Below are 21833 nucleotides of genomic sequence, written 5' to 3' on the forward strand. Positions count from 1 at the left end.
GGCGTGACGAACACCTGGGCGCCGCTACGGCAACCCGTCTTCCGTGCGCTGTGGCTGGCCGTTCTCGCGGGCAACGCCGGCACCTGGATGCAGACCGTCGGCGCGCAGTGGCTCGTCGTCCACGAAGCCGACGCGGCCACCTGGGTCAGCCTCGTGCAGGCGGCCACGACCCTGCCGGTGCTGCTCCTGGCGCTGCCCGCCGGGACGCTCGCCGACGCGCTGGATCGGCGGCGGATGCTGCTGACCGTACAACTCGGGCTGTCGACCGTGGCCGCGAGCCTGGCCGCGCTCGCCTTCCTCGGCCTCGTCGAACCTCCGCTGCTCCTGCTCTTCACCTTTCTGCTCGGCGCGGGCCAGGCGCTCACCCTGCCGTCCTGGCAGGCGATCATCCCGGAGATCGTGCCGCGGGAGCAGTTGGCCGGCGCGTCGGCGCTCGGCGCGGTCAACACCAACCTGGCCCGCGCCGCCGGGCCCGCGGTCGGCGGCCTGATCGTCGCCCAGTTCGGGCCGGCCGCGGTCTTCGCGCTCAACGCCCTGTCCTTCGCGGTGTTCGCGCTGGCCCTGGCCCGCTGGCGGCGCCCGGCGCAACCCGCGGCCGGTCGCCCGGAGCGGTTCGGCCCGGCGTTGCACGACGGCACCCATTTCGTACGGTATTCCGCTGACGTGCGCCGCATCCTCGGCCGGGTGCTCCTGTTCGTGCTGCCCGGCAGCGTGATCTGGAGCCTGCTGCCCCTGGTCGCCCGCCGGGAACTCGGCATGGGCGCGAGTGGCTACGGCATCCTGCTCACGGCCCTCGGCGCCGGTGCGGTCGGCGGTGCCCTGCTCATGCCCCGGCTCCGCACGCTACTCAGTCCCGACCGGCTGATCCTCGTCACCGGCGTCGTCTACGCGGCCGCGCTGCTGGTGATCGCGATGGTCCCGCACGTGGCGGCGGTCATCGCCGTGCTCGCCTTCGCCGGGCTGGCCTGGATGATGCTGGTCTCCCGAATGAACGCGGCCATGCAACTCGTCCTGCCGAACTGGGTCCGCGCCCGCGCTCTCGCCATCTACCAGGTGGTCTTCGCCGGAAGTCAGGCCGCCGGAGCGCTCGTCTGGGGTCAGGTCGCCTCGGCCTTCGGCCTGCGCGCCACGTTCCTCGCCGCGGCATCGCTGATGGTCACCGGCCTTGCGCTGGTACGGGTCTGGCCGGTCCGCCCGCACGAGGACCGCGACACCGACCCGGCCGTGTTCTGGCCCGAACCACACCTGCTGACCGAACCGCACCTGGATCAGGGCCCGGTGCTGGTGCAGGCGACCTACCGGGTGGCGCCCGCCGACGCCGGCGCCTTCACCAGGGCGATGCTGGAACTGCGCGAATCCCGGCTGCGCACCGGAGCCACCCGCTGGGGGGTGTTCCGGGACACCGCCGACCCGGAGGTGTTCGTGGAGGCCTACCTCGTCCCCACCTGGGAGGAACACCTGCGCCAGCACGAGGGCCGCCTGACCGGCAGCGACGAGACCGCCGAGCAACGTGTGCGAGCCCTGGCGTCCGGCCCGCCGGTGATCGCCCACCTGCTGGGGGCCGACGTCCGGGGCTGATTCACGTGGTCAGGGCGGAGGGGACCTCCAGATCCTCGGACTTGTAGAGAGCCGCCAGCGAAGCCGGGTCGTCGGCGGCGCAGGTGTCGGCGATCGTGTCGATCAGGTGGTCGTAGTCGGCGCCGGTGCGGCCCTGGTACGACGCGTCCATGCGGCCCCACTCGTCCCAGGGGAGGGTCTCGACCCGGTTCAGCGCGGCCAGGTCGCGGATCGCGTTGCCGCGGATCTCGGCGGGACCGAAGTTCTCCGTGCCGTGCACCCCGAAACGGCTCGCGTCCAGACGGCCCGCCCGGAACTGCGACCACGCCTCACCGCCGGTCAGGAACTGGCCGGGTGCCAGCGCCTCCGGTGCCGCCAGCACCGGCAGGCCCATCGCCTCCGGGTCGGCCCGCGTCCACGGCCCGGCACTCTGCCGGAACTCGACGACCCAGTGGTCGAGGCCGAAACCCGGCTGGAAGTAGGTGGCGAACCCGCACCGGGCTCGGGCCGCGATGCCGCGACGGCGCAGCAGGGCACAGGTCAGGACGGCGAAATGCCGGCAGGTGCCGACCACCCGCTGGTCCGGTGCCCGGCCGGCGGCGAGGGGCGCCGGATCCAGGGTGAGCAGGGCACGGATCAGGCTGGCGGCCGGGCGGAGCTGGTTCTCCGAGAAACGGCCCGGTGACAGGTCGAGCTGGCCCGCGTCGGTGGGCTGGATGACCAGCCGCGGTGCCAGCGCGCAGAGGGCGACCGGATCGTCCGGCAGGCCGTCGAGAGCGGCCCGGCTCACCGTGCTGAGGTCGGTCAGCGGACCGGCTGCTGCGTAATCGATCCCCGTCATTCCCGCATCGTAGGCGCCGGGTCCGACATTCTCTGTCCGATCGGGTGGCACCCGATGGGCGGAATCGGGCCGCCGGTCTGGCCGGCGGCCCGATTCGACTACTTCTTCTTGTCCTTCTTGGACTTTTTGTCCTTCTTGGACTTCTTGGATTTCTTCGCCATGGCAGCCTCCTCGGGGTACCTCGGAATCTTCCCGCTCCGATCCTAGGCCCGACGCTAACCCAGCGGCGCCGTTTGGTCACTGCAAGTCAGTGGACGGTTTACCTGCCGTTCACAACCCGGCGTTTGCGGCCCTCAGTGGCGCGAACCTTGCGGGACCGGCACGGAACCGTTGGGATACCCGTACCGGATGATCGTGGAAAGGCCGGTGCACATGCGCCCTTTCGGTCGATGGTGGGTTCTCCTGGACGAACGTGTCGAAGAGGCGATCGCCTACCTGGGCCGCGCGCCCGGGGTGTCCGGGTTCCTCGTCGCGGGCAGCGTCGGGCGCGGCGAACCATGGCCGATGTCCGACAACGATCTGCTTCCGATCTACCCCGGCACGGTTCCCCGAGTGGCAACGGCAGGCAGACCGGGCCCTCGCGGAGGTGACACGCGCGCCGGGAGGTCGGCGAGGACGTCACCGAGGATCAGAACGCGCGGGATCAACTGGCCGCCTACGCGCTTCACGTGGTGCGCAAACGGCCCGAACTGGGCGGGCCGTGGACGGTGAGTCCGGATCGGCTGCTCGGTGCGCACCTGGCGGAACTGCGTCAGTTGCTGATCGGGCGTGATTCCCGGTCGTAACCGAGCTTGTCCATCAGGTTGCCGGTCGCGTTCGCGAAGGCCTGGGTCAGGTCGTCGTCGAAGTGGTTGCGCCAGTCGCCGGGACAACCCTTGCGGTAGTGCGAGACGCCGCCGGCCTTCTTGCGGTCGTTCATCCGGCTGAAGCTGTACTTGTCGAGCAGCCCGGCCAGCTCCGGGCGCGGGACGGCGATTCCGCAGTGGCGCATCAGCGCGTCCATCTCGGCGAGCTGGTCGTCGCCGGTCAGGTCCTCGTAGCGCACCAGCCGGACGTTTTCCGACGGTGGCGCGTCGACCCAGGAGCGGACCGCGGAGAACATGCCCTTCTTGGCCAGGTGGTCGATCAGATGGAGCATTCCCTCCTTCTTCGACTTCTCCCGTAGGATTGCGCGGACTTCGAGCACGTCGCCCATCGGGGTGTGCGAGTCACGGGTCGAGAAATAGCTGGAGACGACCAGGTCGCGCGGATCCCGGTAGATGAAGAAAGCCCGATGGGAGTCCGGCTTCGGCATCTTGCTGAACCGTTTGTGCGAGAAATACAGCGACAGGCCGATCCGGTTCGGCGGGACAACCCGCGGATCCTTCCAGCCGTAGTAGCGCGGATCGTAGGTGGCCAGGCCGGAGTGCCGGTACACCACCGGGTCGCTGAACACCGACTTCACCCACTGGCTGGCCGTCTTGCGAACCGCACAGTGATAGACGTTCGTGAACTCGCAACGGTCCGCCACCGGAACGCTGACCCGGAGCCGGAAGTTGTGCGCCTCGAGCTGCGCGCGGCGTGCGACAACCCGCACGGAATCGGGGGAGTGCTGCTTGGCGAACATGATCGCGCGATTCAACATCGTCAAAGTCCCGATTCCTTGCCAGGCGGAACGGCGCGCCGACAGCGCGCACGCCGTCGTGCGTTAGTGCACTTTACAAGAACATCGAGACTGTCACGAGAGTGTCTCGTCTTCTTCGGTGAACGCAAGCTGTGAAAAGGCTTGGGTGAAGCTGAGAGCGGCCATGTCGTTATTCGTCTCCACCTGCGAAAACTCTCGGCTGTGGGGTGGGTGATGCCTGCTCGGAAGCTTAAAGGATTCACAGTTAACGAGTGTGATGGACCTGTTGCTGGACTATCTCGCAAATATCAACGGCCGCCGTTGAACCGGGTGGGGCGGGGACTGGTACGACAGACAGAAGCTCGGTGAGTGGGGGTCTGGTGCCGTTTCCTGGCAACGTTCTGGAGGCTGTTCTGTTCGATGTCTGGCGGGGGATGGTGCCGCCGGAAGCTCTGCTGATGGCCGTCGCCGATCATCCGGTCTGGGTTCCGCTGCCGGAACGGCCGGACGGCAGCGGGGGTGGGCTACCCGGCATCCTGATCGACGGGGCGCCCTACATCGCCGTCTACACCTCCGTCGAACAGCTCGCGGTCGCTGGTGTGGCGGAGCTTCGGCGGGTTCGGCTCAATGGGCGGCAACTGTCATCGCGTACCGCGCAAGGGTCTGGATTCGCCGTCAATCCGGGGTGCCGGGTCGGGATGCCGCTGCCGGCGGCGGCCGTCGACCAGCTTCGAGGGCCACAGCCGGGCCAGGAGCGGGGGCCACGGCCGGGCCGGGAACGGCGTGTGCGCCTCAGGCATCCGCATCCCCCGCCGCGGGAACTGCTGAACGCGCTGATCGCCGAGTTCCACCGGACCCCGGCCGTACTGGAAGCCCGGATCGTGCTCAGCGCCGGTGACGACGAGCCGGGCACCCTCGTCGTCGGGATCCGGCCGGACCGCGGTATCGGCACCTGGCTCGCGGACTCGCGAGACGCGGTGCGGCGGGCGTCCCGGACGATCCTGCTGGCCTACACCGTGGACGGTCTGTTCCTCGACGAGCCGGGCGGCGTCGTCGTCGACTGGATGATCCAGGAAACGGAGCCCTTCTATCGTCGATGGTGACTCGGCGGTGTTTCGGAGCCCGTGCCGGTTGAACTAGGCTGACCTCTCATCCGAGTTGCCGAAAACCTTTTCGAGAACGTAATGAGAAGGAAAAATCCTTGTCACGAGCCACCCTTCGAGACGTCGCCAAGCTGGCCGGCGTCTCGGTTGCGACCGCTTCCAAGGCGCTCAACGGCCAGCCGCAGGTGCGGGCGGAGACCCGGGACCGCGTCGTCCGTGCCGCCGAGCAGCTCTCCTTCTCCCCGAACACCCTCGCCCAGGGCCTGATAACCCAGCGCAGCGGTACGGTCGGGCTGCTCACGTCCGACCTGGAAGGCCGCTTCTCCATCCCGATCCTGATGGGTGCCGAGGACGCGTTCGGCTCCGATCAGACATCGGTGTTCCTCTGTGACGCGCGTGGCGACACGATCCGGGAGAAACACCACCTGCGGGCGCTGCTGTCCCGCCGGGTCGACGGGTTGATAGTGGTCGGCGCCCGTCCGGACAGCCGCCCCTCACTGGGGGAACTGCCGATCCCGGTGGTGTACGCGTACGCGCCGTCCGACAACCCCGGCGACATCTCCCTGGTCACCGACAACGTGGGCGGCGGCCGGACCGCGGTGGACCATCTGATCCGCTGTGGCCGCCGCCGGATCGCGCACATCACCGGTGACCCCGGCTACGGCGCCGCCCAGGACCGGGCCCGCGGCGCCCTGGAGCGGCTCGCCGAGGAGAACCTGGAACTGTCCGGCGGCGAGGTGTGGTTCGGCATGTGGTCCGAGGCGTGGGGCCGCGGCGCCACCCGCATGCTGCTCGACCGCGATCCGGGCGTGGACGCGATCTTCGCCGGCTCCGACGAGATCGCCCGCGGTGTCCTCGACGTGCTGCACGAGGAGCGCATCGACGTGCCGTCGCAGGTCGCGGTGATCGGTTTCGACAACTGGAGTGTGCTGGCCGCTAACTCCCGCCCGCCGCTGACCACCATCGACCTCAACCTGGAACAGCTCGGCCGGATCGCCGCCCAGCGCCTGTCCGCCGCGATGGAGGGCCACCCGGCCTCCGGCGTGGAGACCTTCCCGGTCCGCCTGATCACCCGCGAGTCCACAGCCCCACTGCGCTAGATCCGCGTGCGGTAGGTGACACATTCCGGCACCTACCGCTGCGAAGCTCGGTGCTGTCGTCACCGCCGACGTCTACGGCGGTGACGGTGCGACCGAACGGATCGTCGGCAAAGCCCTGCACGGTCGCCGTGACGACGTGGTCCTGGCCACCAAGTTCAACGGCCCGATGCGCGCCGTCGCATACGTGCCGGCCGCGCTCACCCGGCCCGAGCTGGGCCGCCGGGGTGCCGGCGACCGGGCGCTGTCGATCTAGACGATGGTGGCGAGGCGCGGATAGACGCGGCGGGCGTTGCCCTCGTAGACCTTCTGCTGGTCGGCGGGGGAGAGCTGGAGGTGGTCGACGTACCGGCGGGTGTGGTCGAAGTATTCGCCGGTCTGCGGGTCGACGCCGCGGACCGCTCCGACCATCTCGGAACCGAACAGGATGTTGTCCACGCCGATCACCTCGAACAGCAGGTCGATGCCGGGCTGGTGATAGACGCACGTGTCGAAGAAGACGTTGCCCAGCACCGACTCGGTCAGCGGTGGCCGGCCCAGCATGTCGGCCAGCCCGCGGAACCGGCCCCAATGGAACGGCACCGCTCCGCCGCCGTGCGGGATCACGAAACGCAGTCCGGGGAACTCGGTGAACAGGTCGGACTGCAGGAACTGCATGAAGGCCGTGGTGTCGGCGTTCAGGTAGTGCGAGCCGGTGGCGTGGAAGTTCGGGTTGGTCACGGCGGAGACGTGCACCATCGCGGGCACGTCCAGCTCGACCATGGCCTGATAGAACGGGTACCAGCTCGGGTCGGTCAGCGGCGCGGAGGTCCAGTCGCCGCCGCTCGGGTCGGGGTTGAGGTTGCAGCCGACGAAACCCAGCTCCTCGACGCAGCGGCGCAGCTCGCCGACCGAGTTCGCGATCGGCACGCCGGCCGTCTGCGGAAGCTGGCAGACTCCGGCGAAACTCCGCGGGTAGAGCCGAACGACCCGGGCGACGAGGTCGTTGCAGGCCCGGGTCCAGGCGGCGCTGACCTGTTCGTCACCGAAGTGGTGTCCCATGGCGGAGGCGCGGGGCGAGAAGACGGTCAGGTCGATCCCGCGTTCCCGCATGAGGCGCAGCTGACTGCCCTCGACCGACTCCCGGATCTCGTCGTCGGAGATCCACGGGTACGCCGGAGCCGCCCGCCCGTCCCGGAACGCCGCCTGCTGCGCTTCCCGCCAGGCGGTGTGCGAGCCGGGGGCCGTCGTGTAGTGACCGTGACAGTCGATGATCATGCGGAGCCCTCCCGGACCGGCAGGACCGGGGTGCCGTGTGTATGGAACGTGTCGATCGTCTTCAAGCCCCAGGCCTGGCCCTTCGCGCGTTCCTCCTTGATCCAGCTGACGGTCTTCCAGTCGGGGGCGAGGATCAGGCGGGCACCGGCGTTGCAGATCTCGATGCGGTTGCCGCCCGGCTCCCACACGTACAAGAAGAAGGTCTGTTGAATGGCATGTTTGTGTGGTCCGGTCTCGATGTGCACGCCGGCTTCGAGGCAGACGTCGGCGGCCCGCAGGATCTCCTCACGGGTGTCGGTGGCGAACGCGACGTGGTGCAACCGGCCGCGGGTGCCGGTCCAGTCCTCGGTGTAGACCAGGTCGTAGGACTTGTTGCCGAGGGAGTACCAGATCGCCGCCGGGGTGACGTGGTCGTCCTTGACGATCTGCTCGGTGCAGCGGGCGCCGAGGACGTCCCGCAGGAATCCGGCGGTCCCCGGCACGTCCGCGGTCAGGTAGTTGACGTGGTCGAGGCGGCGCAGGTTCGCACCACGCCCCGGATAGGCGGCGGCCTGGTTCTTCAGCGCCGGCCGATCCTGGTCATCGGCCTGGTACCACTCGACGTCCCAGTACAGGCCCATCTCGTGGCCGTCCGGATCGGTGAACAGGTAGACCTCGCCGAGACCGCGCACGTCGTCGACCCGGCCCCGGCCGAGTCCGGTCGCCTCGATCGTCGCGATCAGACGGTCCCGTGCCTGCGGGCTCGCGGCCCGCAGATAGGTACGCCCGATGCCGGCCTGCTCGCGGTGCACCAGCCGCAACGTCCAGGACTGGTAGTCGTCCCAGGTGTGCAGATAGCTCGACTGCTCGTCGCGGTGGACTTCGCGCAAGCCCATCACCTGCACGAAGAAGTCGCGGGACTGCTCCAGCACCGGGGTGTACAGCTCGACCGGGCCGATGTGGGCGATCTCCCGGCGCCGATCGGGATCGTGGGTCAGACGGGGCTCGGGTGCGATGGTCATACGGATTGCCCTCCCTTGCGCGGCCACACGAGGCCGTCGGACAGTTTGCGGGCGGTACGGACCACCGAGCTGGCGTGCAACCGGGTGCCCGAGCCGGTGCCGTCGAGCGTGACGTCCACGTCGAAGGTGCCGGTGGGGTGTTCGGTGCGCACCAGCGAGCCGCCCGTTGTGTGCGCGACGGTTCCGGCGGTCCGGACGGCGGCGGCGACGGACACCGCTCCCAGCACACCGATCGCGGCGTGCACCCGGTGCGGGATGAAGGTGCGGGTGGTCACCGTGCCGCCGTGGCGGGGCGGCGACACGATGCTGATCTTCGGGACGGTGGTGTCGCGGACGTCGCCGAGCCCCATCGCGGGACCGGCCGCACAGCGCACCGCCTCGACGGTGGCGCGCAGGCCGGTGTTCTCCTCCAGCTCCTCCGGCGACTCGGCACCGTCCAGGCCGAGATCCGCCGCGCGGACCACCACGACCGGCATACCGGCGTGCACGCAGGTGACTTCGATGTCGCCGAACCGGTCGACCAGCCGCCCGGTCGGGAAGACGCTCCCGGCGTCGCCCGGGAACCGGAGACCGATGGGGGCGGCCGGGAACGGGGTGCCGGCCATGACGGTGTCGCCGTCGTAACGCACCCGGCCGCCGGGCGTCTGCACCCGCGCCTCGGCGAAACGCACCGCCGGATTCAGGATGCGGATACGCACCGTCGTGAGGTCGCCGCCGGGGGAGACCAAGCCGCGTTCGACAGCGAACGGGCCCACCCCGGCCAGCAGGTTGCCGCAGGTCTGGGCGTCGGTGACCACCGCCCGGTCCGGCATGACCTGCAGGAACAGATAGTCCACGTCGGCCTGTGCGTCGGCTGACCGGCTGATCACGGCGATCTTGCTGGTCAGCGGATGGCCGCCGCCGATGCCGTCGATCTGCCGCTCGTCCGGTGAGCCCATGATGCGCAGCAGCAGGTCGTCGCGCTCGTGCGGGTTCGCGGGCAGGTCCGCGGCGAGGAAGTACGCGCCCTTCGAGCTGCCGCCGCGCATCTGCATGCAGGGGATGCCGTCGGTGTTCACGAGGGGAGCCGGTCGACGTACTGAACGCCGAGCGCCGCCAGCAGCGGGCGAAGTTGGTACAGGTCGACGCCGAGCGTGCCCGCGGCCAGCTTGGCGCGTTTGCCCGTCTCGGCGGCGAGTCGGGTCGCGGCGGCGGCGGCGACCTCCGCCCCGCTGGTGGCGGGCACCGCCAGCACACCGTCGTCGTCGGCGACGACGATGTCACCGGGCCGGATGATCTGGCCGTCGGCGACCACCGGGACGTTCACCGAGCCGGGGCTGGCCTTCACCGTGCCCTGGGCGTGGACGGCCCGGGACCAGACCGGGAAGCCCATCTTGCGCAGGGTGGCGATGTCGCGCACTCCGGCGTCGATGACCAGGCCGAGCACGCCCCGGGCGCGCAGCGAGGTCGCCAGCAGATCGCCGAACATACCGTCGGTCGACGGCGACGTGGTGGTGACGACCAGGACGTCACCGGCCCGGCACACCTCGACCGCCGCGTGGATCATCAGGTTGTCGCCGGGCGGGCAGGACACGGTGATCGCCGAACCGGCGATCACCGTCCCGCTCTGACGGGCCTGAATGGCCGGACCGAGCAGCCCGGTACGGCCGGCGGCCTCGTGGACGGTGGCGACACCGGCGTCCCGCAGGACGGCCACGGTGTCCGGCGCGGCACGGTCGACGTGGCGTACGACGTAGTGCGATGCCATCGGTCAGCTCCGATCCGAAAGGGGTGCCGACCACTCTGTCAGCGGTATACCGTCCCGATCAATATCGTGAGCAAGATTGTCTTCCGGATTGTTGACAATTTGTGGGTCAGGCGATGTAGGCCAGGCCCTTGAGCGTTTCGATCACGCTGGCGATGTGGTCGCGCATCGCGGTCTCGGCGGTCCGGGGATCCCGGTCGCGGATGGCGGCGATGATGCGTTCGTGCTGGGGGAGTGACGTCTGCGGCCGGCCGGGGACCATCGACAGCATGTACTGATGGCGGACCAGTTGGCCGCGGAGTGTCTCGACGATGCGGTCGGCGGTGCCGTGGCCGGCGATCACCCGGATCAGGGCGTGCAGGCGCTGGTTGAGGTCGCTGTAACGGCGGTGCTCACCGGCTTCGACGGCGTGGCGCATCAGAGTGCCGATCTCGTCGAGTTCGACGACCTGGGCGTCGGTCACCCGCTCGGCGGCCCGGCCCGCGATCAGGCCTTCGACGACCAGGCGGACCTCGGTGATCTCCACCGCCTCGGCCATCGAGACTTTGCGGACCTGGGCGCCGCGGTTGCGGTGAACCTCGATCAGGCCTTCGGCGGCTAGGTCCTGGAGGGCGGCGCGCACGCCGAAACGGCCGGTCGCCAGCCGCTGGCAGAGCTGGGCCTCGACGAGTCGTTCACCGGGCAGGTATTCGCCGGACAGGATGGCCTCGCGCAGAGTGTCGCGGACCAGGGCGGCGTTCGCGGGGCGGCGTTCGTCGTCAGGCATGGGTGCTCCCGAGGTGGTTGAACCCGCAATCATGCCGGAAGCGGTCGGCCACCGGAGATGCCGACCGGGCGGGAGCGGACAGCGGCCAGGACCAGCAGGATCCACATCAGGCGGGCGTCGAAGTAGTCGCCGGAGAACAGGCAGGTGGCGCCGATGAAGATGCCGCCGTACGCCGCCGTTCGGGCCGCCAGGCCACGTTCGGTGCGCGGGGCCCGGATGTAGGCGTGCCACAGCATGAACCAGGCCAGGCCCAGAAGGGTCAAACCGACGAAACCGCCTTCGGCCGCCACCGACAGCGGCAGGTTGTGGACGTAACGTTCGCCTTCGCCCAGGTCGGCGATGGCGTGGAAGCCGTTGAGGCCGGTGCCGATCAGTGGGTGCTGCCAGAACAGGCGCAGCGCCCACGCGAACAGCACGTCCCGGTCGGAGGTGTAACCCTGGCCGACGGTTGCCTCGACGAAACGGGACTGGACGAAATCGGCGATCGTCGGGCCGGCCGTCACGGCCAGGAACACCGACAGCACCAGCAGCAGGCCGGCCGGGCGAGCCAGCCGGTTCCAGCGCGGGCGGGGGCGGACGGCCAGCAGCGCCACCCCGATGGTGACGGCCAGTGCGACCATGCCGCCGCGCGATCCGGAGGCGATGGCACCGAACAGGAACCCGGGGATCGGCACCAGCCAGCGCAGCCGGTCGCCGGAACGCAGGTACAGGTAGATGCTGGTGATGACACCGAGGATCATCACTCGTACGAACACGTTGGGGCCGCCGCCCAGCGCCGCCCACCGCCCACCCGGCGCATGCCCGCGTCCCGTGCTGGCCGCCAGGAGGTAGACCCAGGCGGCGGCGTGGAAACAGCACAGGGTGACATGGGTGACGTGGTCGCGGTCCCACCGGGCCATCGCGGCGTAGACACCGACCAGGAACGCGGTGGCGGCGATGTCACCGGACATCGGGCCGGTGACCGCGTGCGACGGCGCCCACGTGACCGAGAGCAGCTGGTAACCGAACAGGCCCAGGATCGGCAGGACGCAGTAGGTGCCGGCGGCGGATCGCGGGCCCAGCCGGTGCGACTCCAGCATCAGACAGAGCAGCAGGACCAGGTAGAGCGGCACCCGGACGTCGTTGAGGATCGGCACGTCGAGGCCGATCCGGGTCAGGGTGAAACGGCCGGCCAGGGCGGCGACGAACGCCAGGATCACCACCAGGCCGGGCCGGTTCATTCGGCCAGGGCACGTTCGACCAGGGCCACCGACCAGATGCCGAGCAGTGTCGCGGCGGCGGCCATCGCGACCAGTGCGGCGTACGGCGGGGCCAGCACGAGCATCGCGGCGTGCGTGAGTACCACCTGCAGGCCGAGGCAGCCGAGCAGCAGCCGGTTCAGGCGTGGTGGTTCGGGCAGGGCGTCCAGCACGGGCCGGGCGGCGTAGAACATGGCCAGCGGGACGGCGGCGAAGATGCCGACGTGCAGGACACCGACGGCGGCATCGAACTCGGGGCCGAGGAAACCGCGGATCAGGTACGGGGCGGCCAGTGCGATCGTGACGGCGGCGATCGCGGCCAGGGCTCCGGCCAGCACCGGTAGCGAGGTGAGGGTCCGCAGCGTGTGGCCGTCCTGACCGGACCGGTGGAACATCCGGCTCAGCCGGGGTAGCAGCACTGGCGACAGGGTGCCGAACAGCGAGCAGATCAGGGTGGTGGCGGAGGTGACGAAACCGACGTAACCCGCCTCGCCGCCGCCGGGCAGGGCCGCCGCGACCACGAGCGTCGGGTAGGTGAACAGAGCAGGCAGGGCCATGTCCGCGGGCAGGCGCTTGACCCCGTACCCCAGCAGGGTTTTGAGGTCCGGCTCGGGTTTGCCGGGGTGTGGGGCCGGGCGGCGGCGGACCGTGACCATGCCGGCCACCGCGACCACCGCCGCGCCCGCCCCTTGCAGGATCAGGAAACTCTCGATGCCGCCGGTGATCTGGATGGCGGCGAGCGGCACCAGCCCGAGCCCAGCACCGGCGACGACGTTGGCGTGCACGATCTGGTGGGTGCCGCGCAGCGCCGCGATCGTCACCGTGCACAGGCAGGTGCCGGTGAGCAGCACCAAGGTGGCGGCGACCGACGAGGCGCCGCCGGGCAGGCCGAGGAACCGGTCGGCCCACGGCGCGAGGGCGAGCCCGGCCAGCACGAAGACGGTCGCGACCGCGGCCTGGACGGCGAACGCGCCGCGGGCCAGGCGTTCGGTGCCGGTGTGGGTGCGCGGCAGGTAGCGTTGCAGACCCTGGCTCATCCCGACGGTGAACAGGGGCTGAAAGGTGCTGACCACACCGCGGGCGATCTGGTAATAGGCGAAACCGCCGACCCCGCCGACGGCCGCCACCAGGTGGAACAGGAACAACCCGGCCCCGAGGACGAACCACTGCACCAGGGTCGTGGCGACGTAGTCGTGGGCCAGCGACCGGAGCACACGCCGCCGGTCAGCGCCGAACATGCGCCAGATCGAGCGGTACCGCCCGCTGGAGCATCTCGCCGGTCCGCCGGTAACCCAGCAGCGTGAGCGCGGTCAGCACCAGGATCCGCAGGTCGGTGCCGAATCCGCGATGCTCCACGTAGGCCAGGCCCAGTGCGATCTTGCCAGGGCGGATCAACTGGTCGTACGCCCGGTCGACGTCCTCGTGCCCGGCCAGGATCGTGCCCTCGTCGTGGAAGACGATGGACGCCCAGTCGGTGACGCCGGGCCGCACGTCCAGCAGCCGCATCTCGTCCTCGGTGTACCGGCTCACGTCCGAGGCGACCTGGGGGCGTGGCCCGACCAGGCTCATGTCGCCGGTGAGCACGTTGACCATCTGCGGCAGCTCGTCCAGTTTCCACTTCCGCACGAATGCTCCGGTGCTGGTCAGGCGCGGGTCGTCGTCGGCGGTGGACGGGCCGCCGAGCAGTGACGCGTCGACGACCATGCTGCGGAACTTGAGCATGGCGAACGGTTTGCCGTACCGGCCGATCCGGGTGCCGTGGTACAGGATCGGGCCGCCGTCCTCGCGGCGGATCCGCCACGCCACCGCGACGGCGATCGGGGTCGCGGCGAACAGCACACCCGCCGAGACCGTGATGTCCAGAGCCCGTTTGGCGATCTCGTAACGGCCGGTGGCCTTCTTCTCCCGGGCCGGGGTCCTCGGTGGCGGGGCCGAGGACGACAGCCGGTGGACGTAGATCCGGGAGGCGGTGCCGCGGTGGACCTCGGTGCGGCCGGCCAGGACGGCACCGGACTTCTCGTAGAAGCCGATCGCCCGGACCTGGCGTTCGCCGGCGACGACTTTCACGGAATCGACGTTCTGCCCGGCGAACCAGTCCATCAGGTGCTCGAACAGCCGGGCCGCCACACCCCGCCCGCGCAGCGACGGCACCACCACGAAGTTGACGATCTCCGCCGCCGGCAGGCCGGGGTCCGCCGACGACGGGTAGGCGAACGTCTCCAACAGCCGGAACACTCGGGCCGGGCGCAGCAGCCGGGGCAGCACCAGCGGCACCGCGACCGGCCAGGCCTGCCGCACGAACTCGCGGAACAACGCCGAGGTGTCCACCGAACCGGCGATGTAGCCGAGGGGCTCGCCGGACGGCACCGATTCGGCCAGGAACAGCACCGCGTGCGGGCTGCCGGCCAGATGCCGGTACAGCATCCGCAGCACCGGTTCGCCGAGTGACGACAGGAAACCGTTCGGCACCTCGTCGACGTGCATCCGGGCGACCGCGCTGATCTGGGCGTGACTGAACGGTCCGGACACGATCCGGAACTGCTCCTCAGACATGAGCACCCACCGGCCGCAGGTCGGCGAGCAGGTCGGCGGCCCGGCCGATGCTGTCCCGCCGGGTCGCGGCGCGCACCGGCAAGGTGACCACGTGCTCGGCGGCCCACTCGGCGTTCGGGCAGGAACCGGGCGTGTAACCGGCGAGGGCCAGGTCGGGGCCGGACAGCGGGTGGACCGGGGTGGCGAACCAGCTCCCGATCTCCAGGCCGGCGGCGCCCGCGGTCCGCAGTGCCTCGTCCTTGTCGGCGACGACCGCCGGGAAACGCAGCGGCATCCCGGGGACGATCCGGTGCATTTCGATCTCGTACGCGTCGGCCAGCTCCCGGCGCCGTTTCAGTTCGGTGTGCCCGGCCGCGATCCGGGCGGCCAGGCGGCGGCGGGTGCCGGTGCTCATCCGCCAGCCGTACTCCGGGCTGACCCGCGGATCCGGCGGGTACGAGCCGACGACCAGGCCCATTCCGGCCAGCCGCCGGTACAGCGCCCGCAGCCGCCACACCATCCCGGCCCGGTCCGCCGCCCGGAAGGCCAGGTACTCGGCGTTCGTCATCAGCTCCCGCAGCCCCGGCGGTGCCGTGTAGCGGGCGTAGCCGTCCCGCATCGCGGCCGCGAGTTCCGGATCGTGGACGACCGCGGTGCCGCCGAGCCCGGCGACCACCGGCTTGCCCCATTCGAACGAGTAGAAGGCGGCGGCACTGCGCGACGTGTCGATCAGTCCCGGTGTGACGTGCGCGCAGTCCTCGATGATCGGCACGTCCACGTCGATCTCCTCGACCGGCACCGGGATCCCGAAGGTGTGCTGCACGATCACCGCCCGGGTGCGGGACGTGACCGCCTCGGCGATCCTGTCCGGGTCGGGGCCGAACGAGTCCCGGTCGATGTCGGCGTAGACCGGCCGCACCCCGAGACGCAGCAGCGGCTCCACCACGGCCGCGCAGGTGTAGGCCTGGAGGATCACCTCGTCACCGGGCCGCACCCGCAGCCCCTCCAGGATCGCGTGCAGGGCGACCCGGCCCCGATGGTAATGCAGAACCGTGCTCATCGGACGCCTCCCCGTCGGTCCAGAACGGCCCGGATCGAGCCGATCCCGTAGATCACGTGCGTGGCCAGGAACACCGCCGGAAGCACCGTGGCCAGGGCCGGATCCTTCTGCCGGCGGGCCGACCGGACGGCGAACGTCAGCGCGGCCGAGCCGTAGGTGGCCAGGATTCCGCCGGTGACGCGGCGGGCGGTCCGGCTGACCGGCGACAGCGCGGCCCCGGCGGCCACGGTCAGGACGAAACCGGCCGGTACCACGTTGCGCCACGATCCGATCCAGCGTCCGACCAGACGGCTCGCCTGGAACGGCCAGTAACCGGCTTCGAACGTCCACGCGCAGAACTCCCGCAGATCGCTGCGCGCGTAGTACGTGCAGGTGATGTCCGGCAGCAGCAGGATCTGGCCACCGGCCGCCCGCAGCCGCTGGTTGAACTCCCGGTCCTGCGCGCGGGTCAGCTTCTCGTCGAACAGCCCGATCCGGTCGAACACCGCCCGCCGGTAGCAGCCACCGAACACCGTGTCGACCCACTGCGGTTCGCTCGCGCCGGTCCGGTACCGGGAGTTCCCGGCCCCGAAGACGCTGGTGGTGGACGCGGCGATGGCCCGGCCCAGCAGCGTCTCGTCACGGGCCCGGGACAGCCGGATCCCGCCGACGTTGTCCGCACCGGGATTGTCCATCAGCCCGCGCACGCAGCGTTCCAGATAGTCCGCCGGGTACTCGGCGTGCACGTCGAGGCGGATGATCACGTCGCCGCGGGCCCGGCGGATGGCCCGGTTGAGCCCGGCCGGCTTGCTGTGGCCCGGATTGTCGACCAGGTGCACCCGATGGTCCCGGGTCGCGTAGCGGCGGACCACCTCACGGGTCCCGTCGTTGCTGTAGCCGTCGGCGAGCAGGATCTCCATCCGGTCCGCCGGGTACGTGTTGCCGAGCACCGAGTCGAGGAATCCGGCGATGAACCGGGCCTCGTTCCAGCACGGGATCACCACGCTGAGGAAGGGCATCTCCATGTCCGGCCCCTCAGCTCGCGCCGAAGAACCGGCGGATGCTGCCGGCCACGATGTCGATCTGCTCGTCCGCCAGCTCCGGATGCAGGGGCAGCGACAGCACCCGGCGGCACAACTGTTCGGTGTGCGGCAGACTCCAGTGTTCCAAGCCGAGGCCTTTCTGCTGGTGCATCGGGATCGGCCAGGAGATCAGCGTCTCGATGCCGTCGGCGCGCAGATGTTCGGCGAGGCGGTCCCGGGCGTCGGTGGTGACCGGATAGTTCTGGAACACGTCGTAGCGGCGGCCGTCGGCGTTCGGGCCGACCGGCAACTCCAGATCGGGTAGGTCGCTCAACTGCTCGTCGTAGCGCCGGGCCAGTTCCCGGCGGCGTTCGATCCACTGCGGCAGCCGGGCCAGCCGCCAGTCCAGGACGGCGGCGTGCAGGTTGTCCAGGCGGCAGTTGTAACCCCAGCCGTCGATCTCGGCCTTGGCGACCCGGCCGTGGTCGCGCAGCCGCAGCAGCCGGTCGGCGAGCGGTTCGTCGTCGGTGAGGACCGCACCGCCGTCCCCGAACGCGCCGAGCAGCTTCGCCGGATAGAACGAATAGGTGCTGGCCAGCCCGAACGTACCGGCGGTCTGCCCGTCCAGGGTGGCGCCGAGCGCCTGCGCGGCGTCCTCCAGCACGGTGGCCCCGACCTCGCCGGCGAGATGCATGACCATGGGCATGTCCACGGTCCGCCCGTTCAGATGCACCGCGATGATCACTCTGGTTCGTTCGGTGATCTTCGCGGCCAGGTCGGCGGTGTCCATCAGATGGTCCGGGCCGATGTCGGCGAAGACCGGGGTGGCGCCACGCAGCACGAACGGCGAGACGGTGGCGATGAACGTGTGTGCCACCGTCACCACCTCGTCGCCGGGGCCGATGTCCAGGGCGTGCGCGAGCAGCCGCAGCCCGTCGGTGCAGTTGCTAACCCCGACCGCCCGGCGTGAGGTGGTGAACTCCGCGAGGTTCTTCTCGAAGTCCGACAGTTGGTGGCGCAGCATGAGGTCACCGGCCGCGAGGGTGTCCTCGATGACGGGCAGCAGCTCACTGCGCTGCCGCCGCCACTGCTCGGGGTAGTCAACGAATTTGACTCGCCAGTCCACGGTGGGCCTCCAGATGGTTACGGACCCGGCGCCGGATCGATTCCGGGTCCAGTTCGTACGCGCCACGCAGGTAGTCCTGGTCACCGACGACCGACATCGACTGGGCCGGCAGCGCGATCCGGACCAGCGGGGTGCCGGTCGCCGTTTCGGCCAGCACCTCGGCGATCGCGCTGCCCAGCCCGCCGACGATGGAGTGCTCCTCGACCGTGACGATCACCGAGTAGGCGTCGGCTGCCTCCCGGATCGGAAGAGTGTCGAGCGGGTCCAGCCACGGGAAACTGCGCACGTCGGCCCGGATGCCGTCGCTTTCCAGCAGCTCGGCGGCCTGGCAGACGTTGCCGAGGATGGCGCCGGTGGAGCACAGCAGCACCTCGCCGCCGTGTGACAGCGGGATCGAGGCGCCACGGGGGGCGTCGACCGGGTGGGCGTGCACCGTACGCTCGCCGGTCTTGCCCAGCCGCAGATAGGCCGGGCCGCCGCCGGCGAGCAGATCGGTGAGCACCGCCCCCACCTCGGCCGGGTCACCGGGCGCGGCCACCGCCATGCCCGGCAGCGCCCGCATGATCGCCAGATCCTCGGTGGCATGATGCGACATTCCCAGCGCGCCGTACGCCATCCCGCCGCCGACCGCGACCACCGTCACGTCCGCGTGGTGATAGCAGATGTCGTTGCGGATCTGCTCCAGGCACCGCAGCGTCGGGAAGTTCGCGATCGAGTAGGTGAACACCCGCCCGCCCGCGAGGGCGATCCCGGCGGCCAGCCCGGCCATGTTCTGCTCGGCCACCCCGGCGTTCAGGAACTGCCCTGGCCGGACCGCGGCGAACTCGTCGACCGCCCCGAACCCGAGATCCGCGGTGATCAGCACCAGATCCGGGTCGATCAGGGCGGCCGCCAGCAGCCCTGCGAAGAACCGGTCCCTCATCCGGTCCCCACCTCGGCCAGCGCCCGTTCCAGTTCGTCGGCCGACGGCGGCCGATAGTGCCAGAGCACCTGGTTCTCCATGAACGAGACACCCTTGCCCTTGACCGTACGAGCCAGTACGCACCGTGGCCGGGCCCGGCCCGCCTCCCGCGGCACCCGCATGGTGGCGGCCAGCGCGTCGTGGTCGTGGCCGTCGATCTCGGCGACGTCCCAGCCGAACGACTCCCACTTGGCCGCGAACGGCTCCAACCGCAGCGTGTCCTCGGTGGTACCCATCGACTGCAGGCCGTTGCAGTCCACCACCGCGACCAGCAGGCCCAGCTCGTGATGCCCGGCGAACATGGCCGCCTCCCACACGCTGCCCTCGTCGCACTCACCGTCGCCGAGCAGTACGTAGGTGCGCCATTCCCGGCCCATCTGCCGGGCCCGCCACGCCAGCCCGGCACCGACCGGCAGGCCGTGCCCGAGCGAACCGGTGGACAGGTCGACGCCGGGCATGCCGACGTGACTGACGTGCCCGGACAGGTAGGAGCCGTTCTGGTAGTGCCGGTGCAGCACCGCCGGGTCGAAGAAGCCACGTTCGGCCAGTACCGCGTACAGGGCGGCCCCGGCGTGGCCCTTGCTCATGATGAACCGGTCCCGGTCCGGCCAGTCCGGGTTCGCCGGGTCGACGCGCAGTACGTCGGCGTAGAGCACGGCGAGGATGTCGGCGCAGGACAACGCCGAGCCGATGTGTGAGCTGCGGCCGACGCTGGTCATGGTCAGCACGTGCCGGCGCACGGCGTTGGCCAATCGGGCGCTCATAATATGCAATATCCGATGTAGGGGTCGAAATCGAACCGACGCAACTCCAGCGAATTGATCCCCACCTCGTCCAGCACCGCTGTCGTCTCGCCCGGCCACAGCGGATTGTCCAGCTCGTCGAAGGCCAGGACCGCGCCCTTCGGCATCCGGGGCAGCAGGTGCCGCAGCGCCGCCACCGTCGGCTCGTACAGGTCCAGGTCCAGGAACAGCAGGCTGATCACCAAGTGCGGGTTGTCGGCCACGAACGACGGGATGGTCTCGGTGACGTCACCGCGGATCAGCCGGGCCTTCGGCAGGTGGCCGAGGAAACGGTCGCTGTCGTAGATCTCCAGCAGCTTCGACAACTCGTCGTAACTGTTCGAGGCCAGATCCCCGGCCCGTGCCCCGGTCGTCTCCGGCCGATCCCGCTCACCCACCTCGGGGAACCCGCCGAACGAGTCGAAACCGTAGAGCCGCCGCGTCAGGTTGGTCGGCTCCAGTGCGGCACTGAGCTGCGCGAACGTCATGAAGCTACTGCCCCGGAACACGCCGCACTCGACGATCGAACCCTTCACCGGCAGGGCCAGTTTGAACAACTCGTACAGGGCCGCGAACCGGGTCACCTGGGCGCGCCGGGCGTACCGGGCCAGGTTGGCGAGGCGTGTCGGCAGGTCGTCGACACTGCCCGCGAAGACTTTGGCGATCGCCGCCGGCACCCGCCGTTCCGCGTCGGTCTGCAGAGCACCCGGACTGGTCACGCCGCCACCTCCAGAGACATCCGGCCCCACCAGCGCTTCTCGGAGGGCTGCGGACGGGTGTACTCGTCGAAACCGGGCGTGGCGTCCGGATCCCGGCGCGGCACCATGTTCAGCACACAACCCAGCAGGGACGCGTTGACCGCGTGCAGCGCCCGTACCGCCGCGGTGACCTGGTTGTTGGTGGTCCTGCGGGACCGGACCACGAGCAGCGTGCCGTCGGCACGAGCCGCCACCACCTCACCGTCGGTGACCGGTAGCAGCGGCGGGCAGTCAAAGATCACCACGTCGAAACGGCGGCGCACCTCGTCGACCACCTCGGTCATCCGGGGCGAACTCAGCAGCTCACTGGGGTTGGGCGGCGGCGTCCCACCGGCCAGGAGCCACAGACCCACACCCCACGGTTGTATGGCCTGATCAAGGTTGGCCGACCCGTTCAGCACATTGCTCAGCCCGGTCTGGCCGTCCAGTCCGAGGAACCGGCCCAGCCGGGGACGGCGCAGTTCGGCGTCCACCACCAGCACCCGCTGACCGGTCTCGGCGAACAACAGCGCCAGACTGCACACGATCGCCGACCGCCCTTCCCGCGGCACCGCACTGGTCACCGCAAGGGTCTTCAGCGAACTCCCGGCGGCTGCCGACTGCAGCAGCGTGCGGACCTGGCGCAACGCCTCGGTGCGCGCCGACGTGCCCGGCGACACGAACGGCCCGGACACCGAGGGCGCGCGGGCGTCCTCGGGCACCCGGGCCAGCACCGGCACGGCCGCCAGCTCCCGCAGCGAGTCCGCGGACCGCACGGTGTGGTCGGAGATCTCCCGGACCACCGCCGAACCGGCGCCGACGATCAGCCCGGCCATCAGCGCCAGGGCGTAGTTGTCGACCGGGCGCGGCGCCACCGGGTCGGGCATCATCCGGGGCCCGTCGACCACCTCGACCCGGATCACCGGTTCACCGCCGGGCTGTGTCTCCAGGTTCTCCACCGTGGCCTTGAACAGCACCGCGAGCTTCTGGGCCAGCAGCATGCCCCGGTCCGGCGAGGTGTCCTCCACGGTGACCTCCATCAGGACGGTGTCGGCGATGGTCTCGGCGGAGATCCGGTCGCCGATCAGGTCGGGGCTCAGGTTCACCCCCGGCACGGCGGCCAGCGGGACCTCGATCTCCTCACTGGTCAGCAGCTCGGCGTAGGTGGCGAGCCGCCCGGAGGAGAACATGCTGCCCGGGTAGAGCTCGGCGGCCTCGGCCATCGGCGCGGTGAAGAAGAACGTGACCCGGGCGGCGTGCACCGGCGTGGTCCGGACGTTCACCACCAGTGCCACGCCCAGCGCGACGACGACCGACCCCACCAGCAGCCACCAATGTCTCTTGGCCACACGGAGGTAGTCGCGTAGGCCCATGCGAAGACCCTAGGGTGATATCGGACATGCCTGGTGAGTATATAAAAATCACTC

20 protein-coding genes are annotated in these 21833 nt (G+C 70.2%); 3 read left to right on the forward strand and 17 right to left on the reverse strand.

Annotated elements, in window-relative coordinates; genetic code table 11:
- Positions 1-3 precede the first annotated feature (3 nt).
- Positions 4-1578 carry an MFS transporter gene (locus tag BLU81_RS07645; protein WP_092542897.1) on the forward strand — a complete coding sequence of 525 codons (1575 nt, stop codon included), beginning with the start codon at positions 4-6 and terminating at the stop codon, positions 1576-1578.
- Between the two features lies 1 nt (position 1579).
- On the opposite strand, the gene BLU81_RS07650 is transcribed toward BLU81_RS07645, so the two are convergent.
- Complete coding sequence (locus BLU81_RS07650) at positions 1580-2398, reverse strand: transglutaminase domain-containing protein (RefSeq protein ID WP_092542899.1); 819 nt, start codon at positions 2396-2398, stop codon at positions 1580-1582.
- Positions 2399-3149: 751 nt separating this feature from the next.
- A complete protein-coding gene (locus tag BLU81_RS07655) occupies positions 3150-4022 on the reverse strand; it encodes a sulfotransferase domain-containing protein (protein ID WP_092542901.1) in 873 nt (290 codons plus the stop codon).
- Positions 4023-4366: 344 nt separating this feature from the next.
- Here BLU81_RS07655 and BLU81_RS07660 point away from each other — a divergent pair, with 344 nt between their 5' ends.
- Together BLU81_RS07660 and BLU81_RS07665 are read left to right on the forward strand one after the other, a co-directional pair.
- The gene (locus tag BLU81_RS07660; RefSeq protein ID WP_157751379.1) at positions 4367-5104 is read left to right on the forward strand and encodes an enhanced serine sensitivity protein SseB C-terminal domain-containing protein; all 738 of its coding nucleotides are present in this window, start codon (positions 4367-4369) and stop codon (positions 5102-5104) included.
- Between the two features lie 98 nt (positions 5105-5202).
- Positions 5203-6204, forward strand: coding sequence for a LacI family DNA-binding transcriptional regulator (locus tag BLU81_RS07665; protein WP_092542905.1), 1002 nt, complete (start codon positions 5203-5205; stop codon positions 6202-6204).
- 249 nt (positions 6205-6453) lie between these two features.
- On the opposite strand, the gene BLU81_RS07670 is transcribed toward BLU81_RS07665, so the two are convergent.
- The 15 genes from BLU81_RS07670 to BLU81_RS07740 form a co-directional block, all read right to left on the reverse strand.
- Positions 6454-7458 (reverse strand): amidohydrolase family protein, encoded by a 1005-nt coding sequence (locus BLU81_RS07670; RefSeq protein ID WP_092542907.1) that lies wholly within the window; start codon positions 7456-7458, stop codon positions 6454-6456.
- Complete coding sequence (locus BLU81_RS07675) at positions 7455-8459, reverse strand: VOC family protein (RefSeq protein WP_092542909.1); 1005 nt, start codon at positions 8457-8459, stop codon at positions 7455-7457. Before BLU81_RS07675 ends, BLU81_RS07670 begins: the two co-directional genes overlap by 4 nt.
- A complete protein-coding gene (locus BLU81_RS07680) occupies positions 8456-9517 on the reverse strand; it encodes a 4-oxalomesaconate tautomerase (RefSeq protein ID WP_231954289.1) in 1062 nt (353 codons plus the stop codon). Before BLU81_RS07680 ends, BLU81_RS07675 begins: the two co-directional genes overlap by 4 nt.
- Complete coding sequence (locus tag BLU81_RS07685; protein WP_092542911.1) at positions 9514-10206, reverse strand: 4-carboxy-4-hydroxy-2-oxoadipate aldolase/oxaloacetate decarboxylase; 693 nt, start codon at positions 10204-10206, stop codon at positions 9514-9516. Before BLU81_RS07685 ends, BLU81_RS07680 begins: the two co-directional genes overlap by 4 nt.
- 106 nt (positions 10207-10312) lie before the next feature.
- The gene (locus BLU81_RS07690; protein ID WP_092542913.1) at positions 10313-10969 is read right to left on the reverse strand and encodes a GntR family transcriptional regulator; all 657 of its coding nucleotides are present in this window, start codon (positions 10967-10969) and stop codon (positions 10313-10315) included.
- Positions 10970-10998: 29 nt separating this feature from the next.
- Positions 10999-12189 carry an O-antigen ligase family protein gene (locus BLU81_RS07695; protein WP_092542915.1) on the reverse strand — a complete coding sequence of 397 codons (1191 nt, stop codon included), beginning with the start codon at positions 12187-12189 and terminating at the stop codon, positions 10999-11001.
- On the reverse strand, positions 12186-13445 hold the full coding sequence (locus BLU81_RS07700; RefSeq protein ID WP_092542917.1) for a lipopolysaccharide biosynthesis protein: 1260 nt from the start codon (positions 13443-13445) through the stop codon (positions 12186-12188). Before BLU81_RS07700 ends, BLU81_RS07695 begins: the two co-directional genes overlap by 4 nt.
- Positions 13432-14760, reverse strand: a complete 1329-nt coding sequence (locus tag BLU81_RS07705; protein ID WP_231954291.1) for a GNAT family N-acetyltransferase — start codon at positions 14758-14760, stop codon at positions 13432-13434. Before BLU81_RS07705 ends, BLU81_RS07700 begins: the two co-directional genes overlap by 14 nt.
- Entirely contained in the window at positions 14753-15799 is a 1047-nt protein-coding gene (locus BLU81_RS07710; RefSeq protein WP_092542919.1) for a DegT/DnrJ/EryC1/StrS family aminotransferase, read from the reverse strand. The genes BLU81_RS07705 and BLU81_RS07710 overlap by 8 nt, the downstream gene beginning before the upstream one ends.
- Positions 15796-16803 carry a glycosyltransferase family 2 protein gene (locus BLU81_RS07715; protein WP_092542921.1) on the reverse strand — a complete coding sequence of 336 codons (1008 nt, stop codon included), beginning with the start codon at positions 16801-16803 and terminating at the stop codon, positions 15796-15798. Before BLU81_RS07715 ends, BLU81_RS07710 begins: the two co-directional genes overlap by 4 nt.
- 10 nt (positions 16804-16813) lie before the next feature.
- Positions 16814-17926: a DegT/DnrJ/EryC1/StrS family aminotransferase gene (locus BLU81_RS07720; protein WP_092542923.1), complete on the reverse strand. Its 1113-nt coding sequence runs from the start codon at positions 17924-17926 to the stop codon at positions 16814-16816.
- Positions 17901-18848, reverse strand: coding sequence for a transketolase family protein (locus tag BLU81_RS07725; protein ID WP_092542925.1), 948 nt, complete (start codon positions 18846-18848; stop codon positions 17901-17903). Before BLU81_RS07725 ends, BLU81_RS07720 begins: the two co-directional genes overlap by 26 nt.
- Positions 18845-19651, reverse strand: coding sequence for a transketolase (locus tag BLU81_RS07730; protein WP_092542927.1), 807 nt, complete (start codon positions 19649-19651; stop codon positions 18845-18847). The genes BLU81_RS07725 and BLU81_RS07730 overlap by 4 nt, the downstream gene beginning before the upstream one ends.
- Positions 19648-20388: a TylF/MycF/NovP-related O-methyltransferase gene (locus tag BLU81_RS07735; RefSeq protein WP_197686146.1), complete on the reverse strand. Its 741-nt coding sequence runs from the start codon at positions 20386-20388 to the stop codon at positions 19648-19650. Before BLU81_RS07735 ends, BLU81_RS07730 begins: the two co-directional genes overlap by 4 nt.
- Positions 20385-21779: a polysaccharide biosynthesis tyrosine autokinase gene (locus BLU81_RS07740; protein WP_092542931.1), complete on the reverse strand. Its 1395-nt coding sequence runs from the start codon at positions 21777-21779 to the stop codon at positions 20385-20387. Before BLU81_RS07740 ends, BLU81_RS07735 begins: the two co-directional genes overlap by 4 nt.
- Positions 21780-21833 lie beyond the last annotated feature (54 nt).

This window comes from Actinoplanes derwentensis (assembly GCF_900104725.1).
Classification (GTDB): Bacteria; Actinomycetota; Actinomycetes; order Mycobacteriales; family Micromonosporaceae; genus Actinoplanes; species Actinoplanes derwentensis.

Excerpts from the sequence above, each read along its gene's own strand:
- BLU81_RS07650 (WP_092542899.1), bottom strand. The coding sequence starts at position 2,398 with ATGACGGGGATCGATTACGCAGCAGCCGGTCCGCTGACCGACCTCAGC.
- BLU81_RS07655 (WP_092542901.1), bottom strand. The coding sequence starts at position 4,022 with ATGTTGAATCGCGCGATCATGTTCGCCAAGCAGCACTCCCCCGATTCC.
- BLU81_RS07670 (WP_092542907.1), bottom strand. The coding sequence starts at position 7,458 with ATGATCATCGACTGTCACGGTCACTACACGACGGCCCCCGGCTCGCAC.
- BLU81_RS07675 (WP_092542909.1), bottom strand. The coding sequence starts at position 8,459 with ATGACCATCGCACCCGAGCCCCGTCTGACCCACGATCCCGATCGGCGC.
- BLU81_RS07685 (WP_092542911.1), bottom strand. The coding sequence starts at position 10,206 with ATGGCATCGCACTACGTCGTACGCCACGTCGACCGTGCCGCGCCGGAC.
- BLU81_RS07690 (WP_092542913.1), bottom strand. The coding sequence starts at position 10,969 with ATGCCTGACGACGAACGCCGCCCCGCGAACGCCGCCCTGGTCCGCGAC.
- BLU81_RS07695 (WP_092542915.1), bottom strand. The coding sequence starts at position 12,189 with ATGAACCGGCCCGGCCTGGTGGTGATCCTGGCGTTCGTCGCCGCCCTG.
- BLU81_RS07700 (WP_092542917.1), bottom strand. The coding sequence starts at position 13,445 with ATGTTCGGCGCTGACCGGCGGCGTGTGCTCCGGTCGCTGGCCCACGAC.
- BLU81_RS07705 (WP_231954291.1), bottom strand. The coding sequence starts at position 14,760 with ATGTCTGAGGAGCAGTTCCGGATCGTGTCCGGACCGTTCAGTCACGCC.
- BLU81_RS07710 (WP_092542919.1), bottom strand. The coding sequence starts at position 15,799 with ATGAGCACGGTTCTGCATTACCATCGGGGCCGGGTCGCCCTGCACGCG.
- BLU81_RS07715 (WP_092542921.1), bottom strand. The coding sequence starts at position 16,803 with ATGGAGATGCCCTTCCTCAGCGTGGTGATCCCGTGCTGGAACGAGGCC.
- BLU81_RS07725 (WP_092542925.1), bottom strand. The coding sequence starts at position 18,848 with ATGAGGGACCGGTTCTTCGCAGGGCTGCTGGCGGCCGCCCTGATCGAC.
- BLU81_RS07730 (WP_092542927.1), bottom strand. The coding sequence starts at position 19,651 with ATGAGCGCCCGATTGGCCAACGCCGTGCGCCGGCACGTGCTGACCATG.
- BLU81_RS07740 (WP_092542931.1), bottom strand. The coding sequence starts at position 21,779 with ATGGGCCTACGCGACTACCTCCGTGTGGCCAAGAGACATTGGTGGCTG.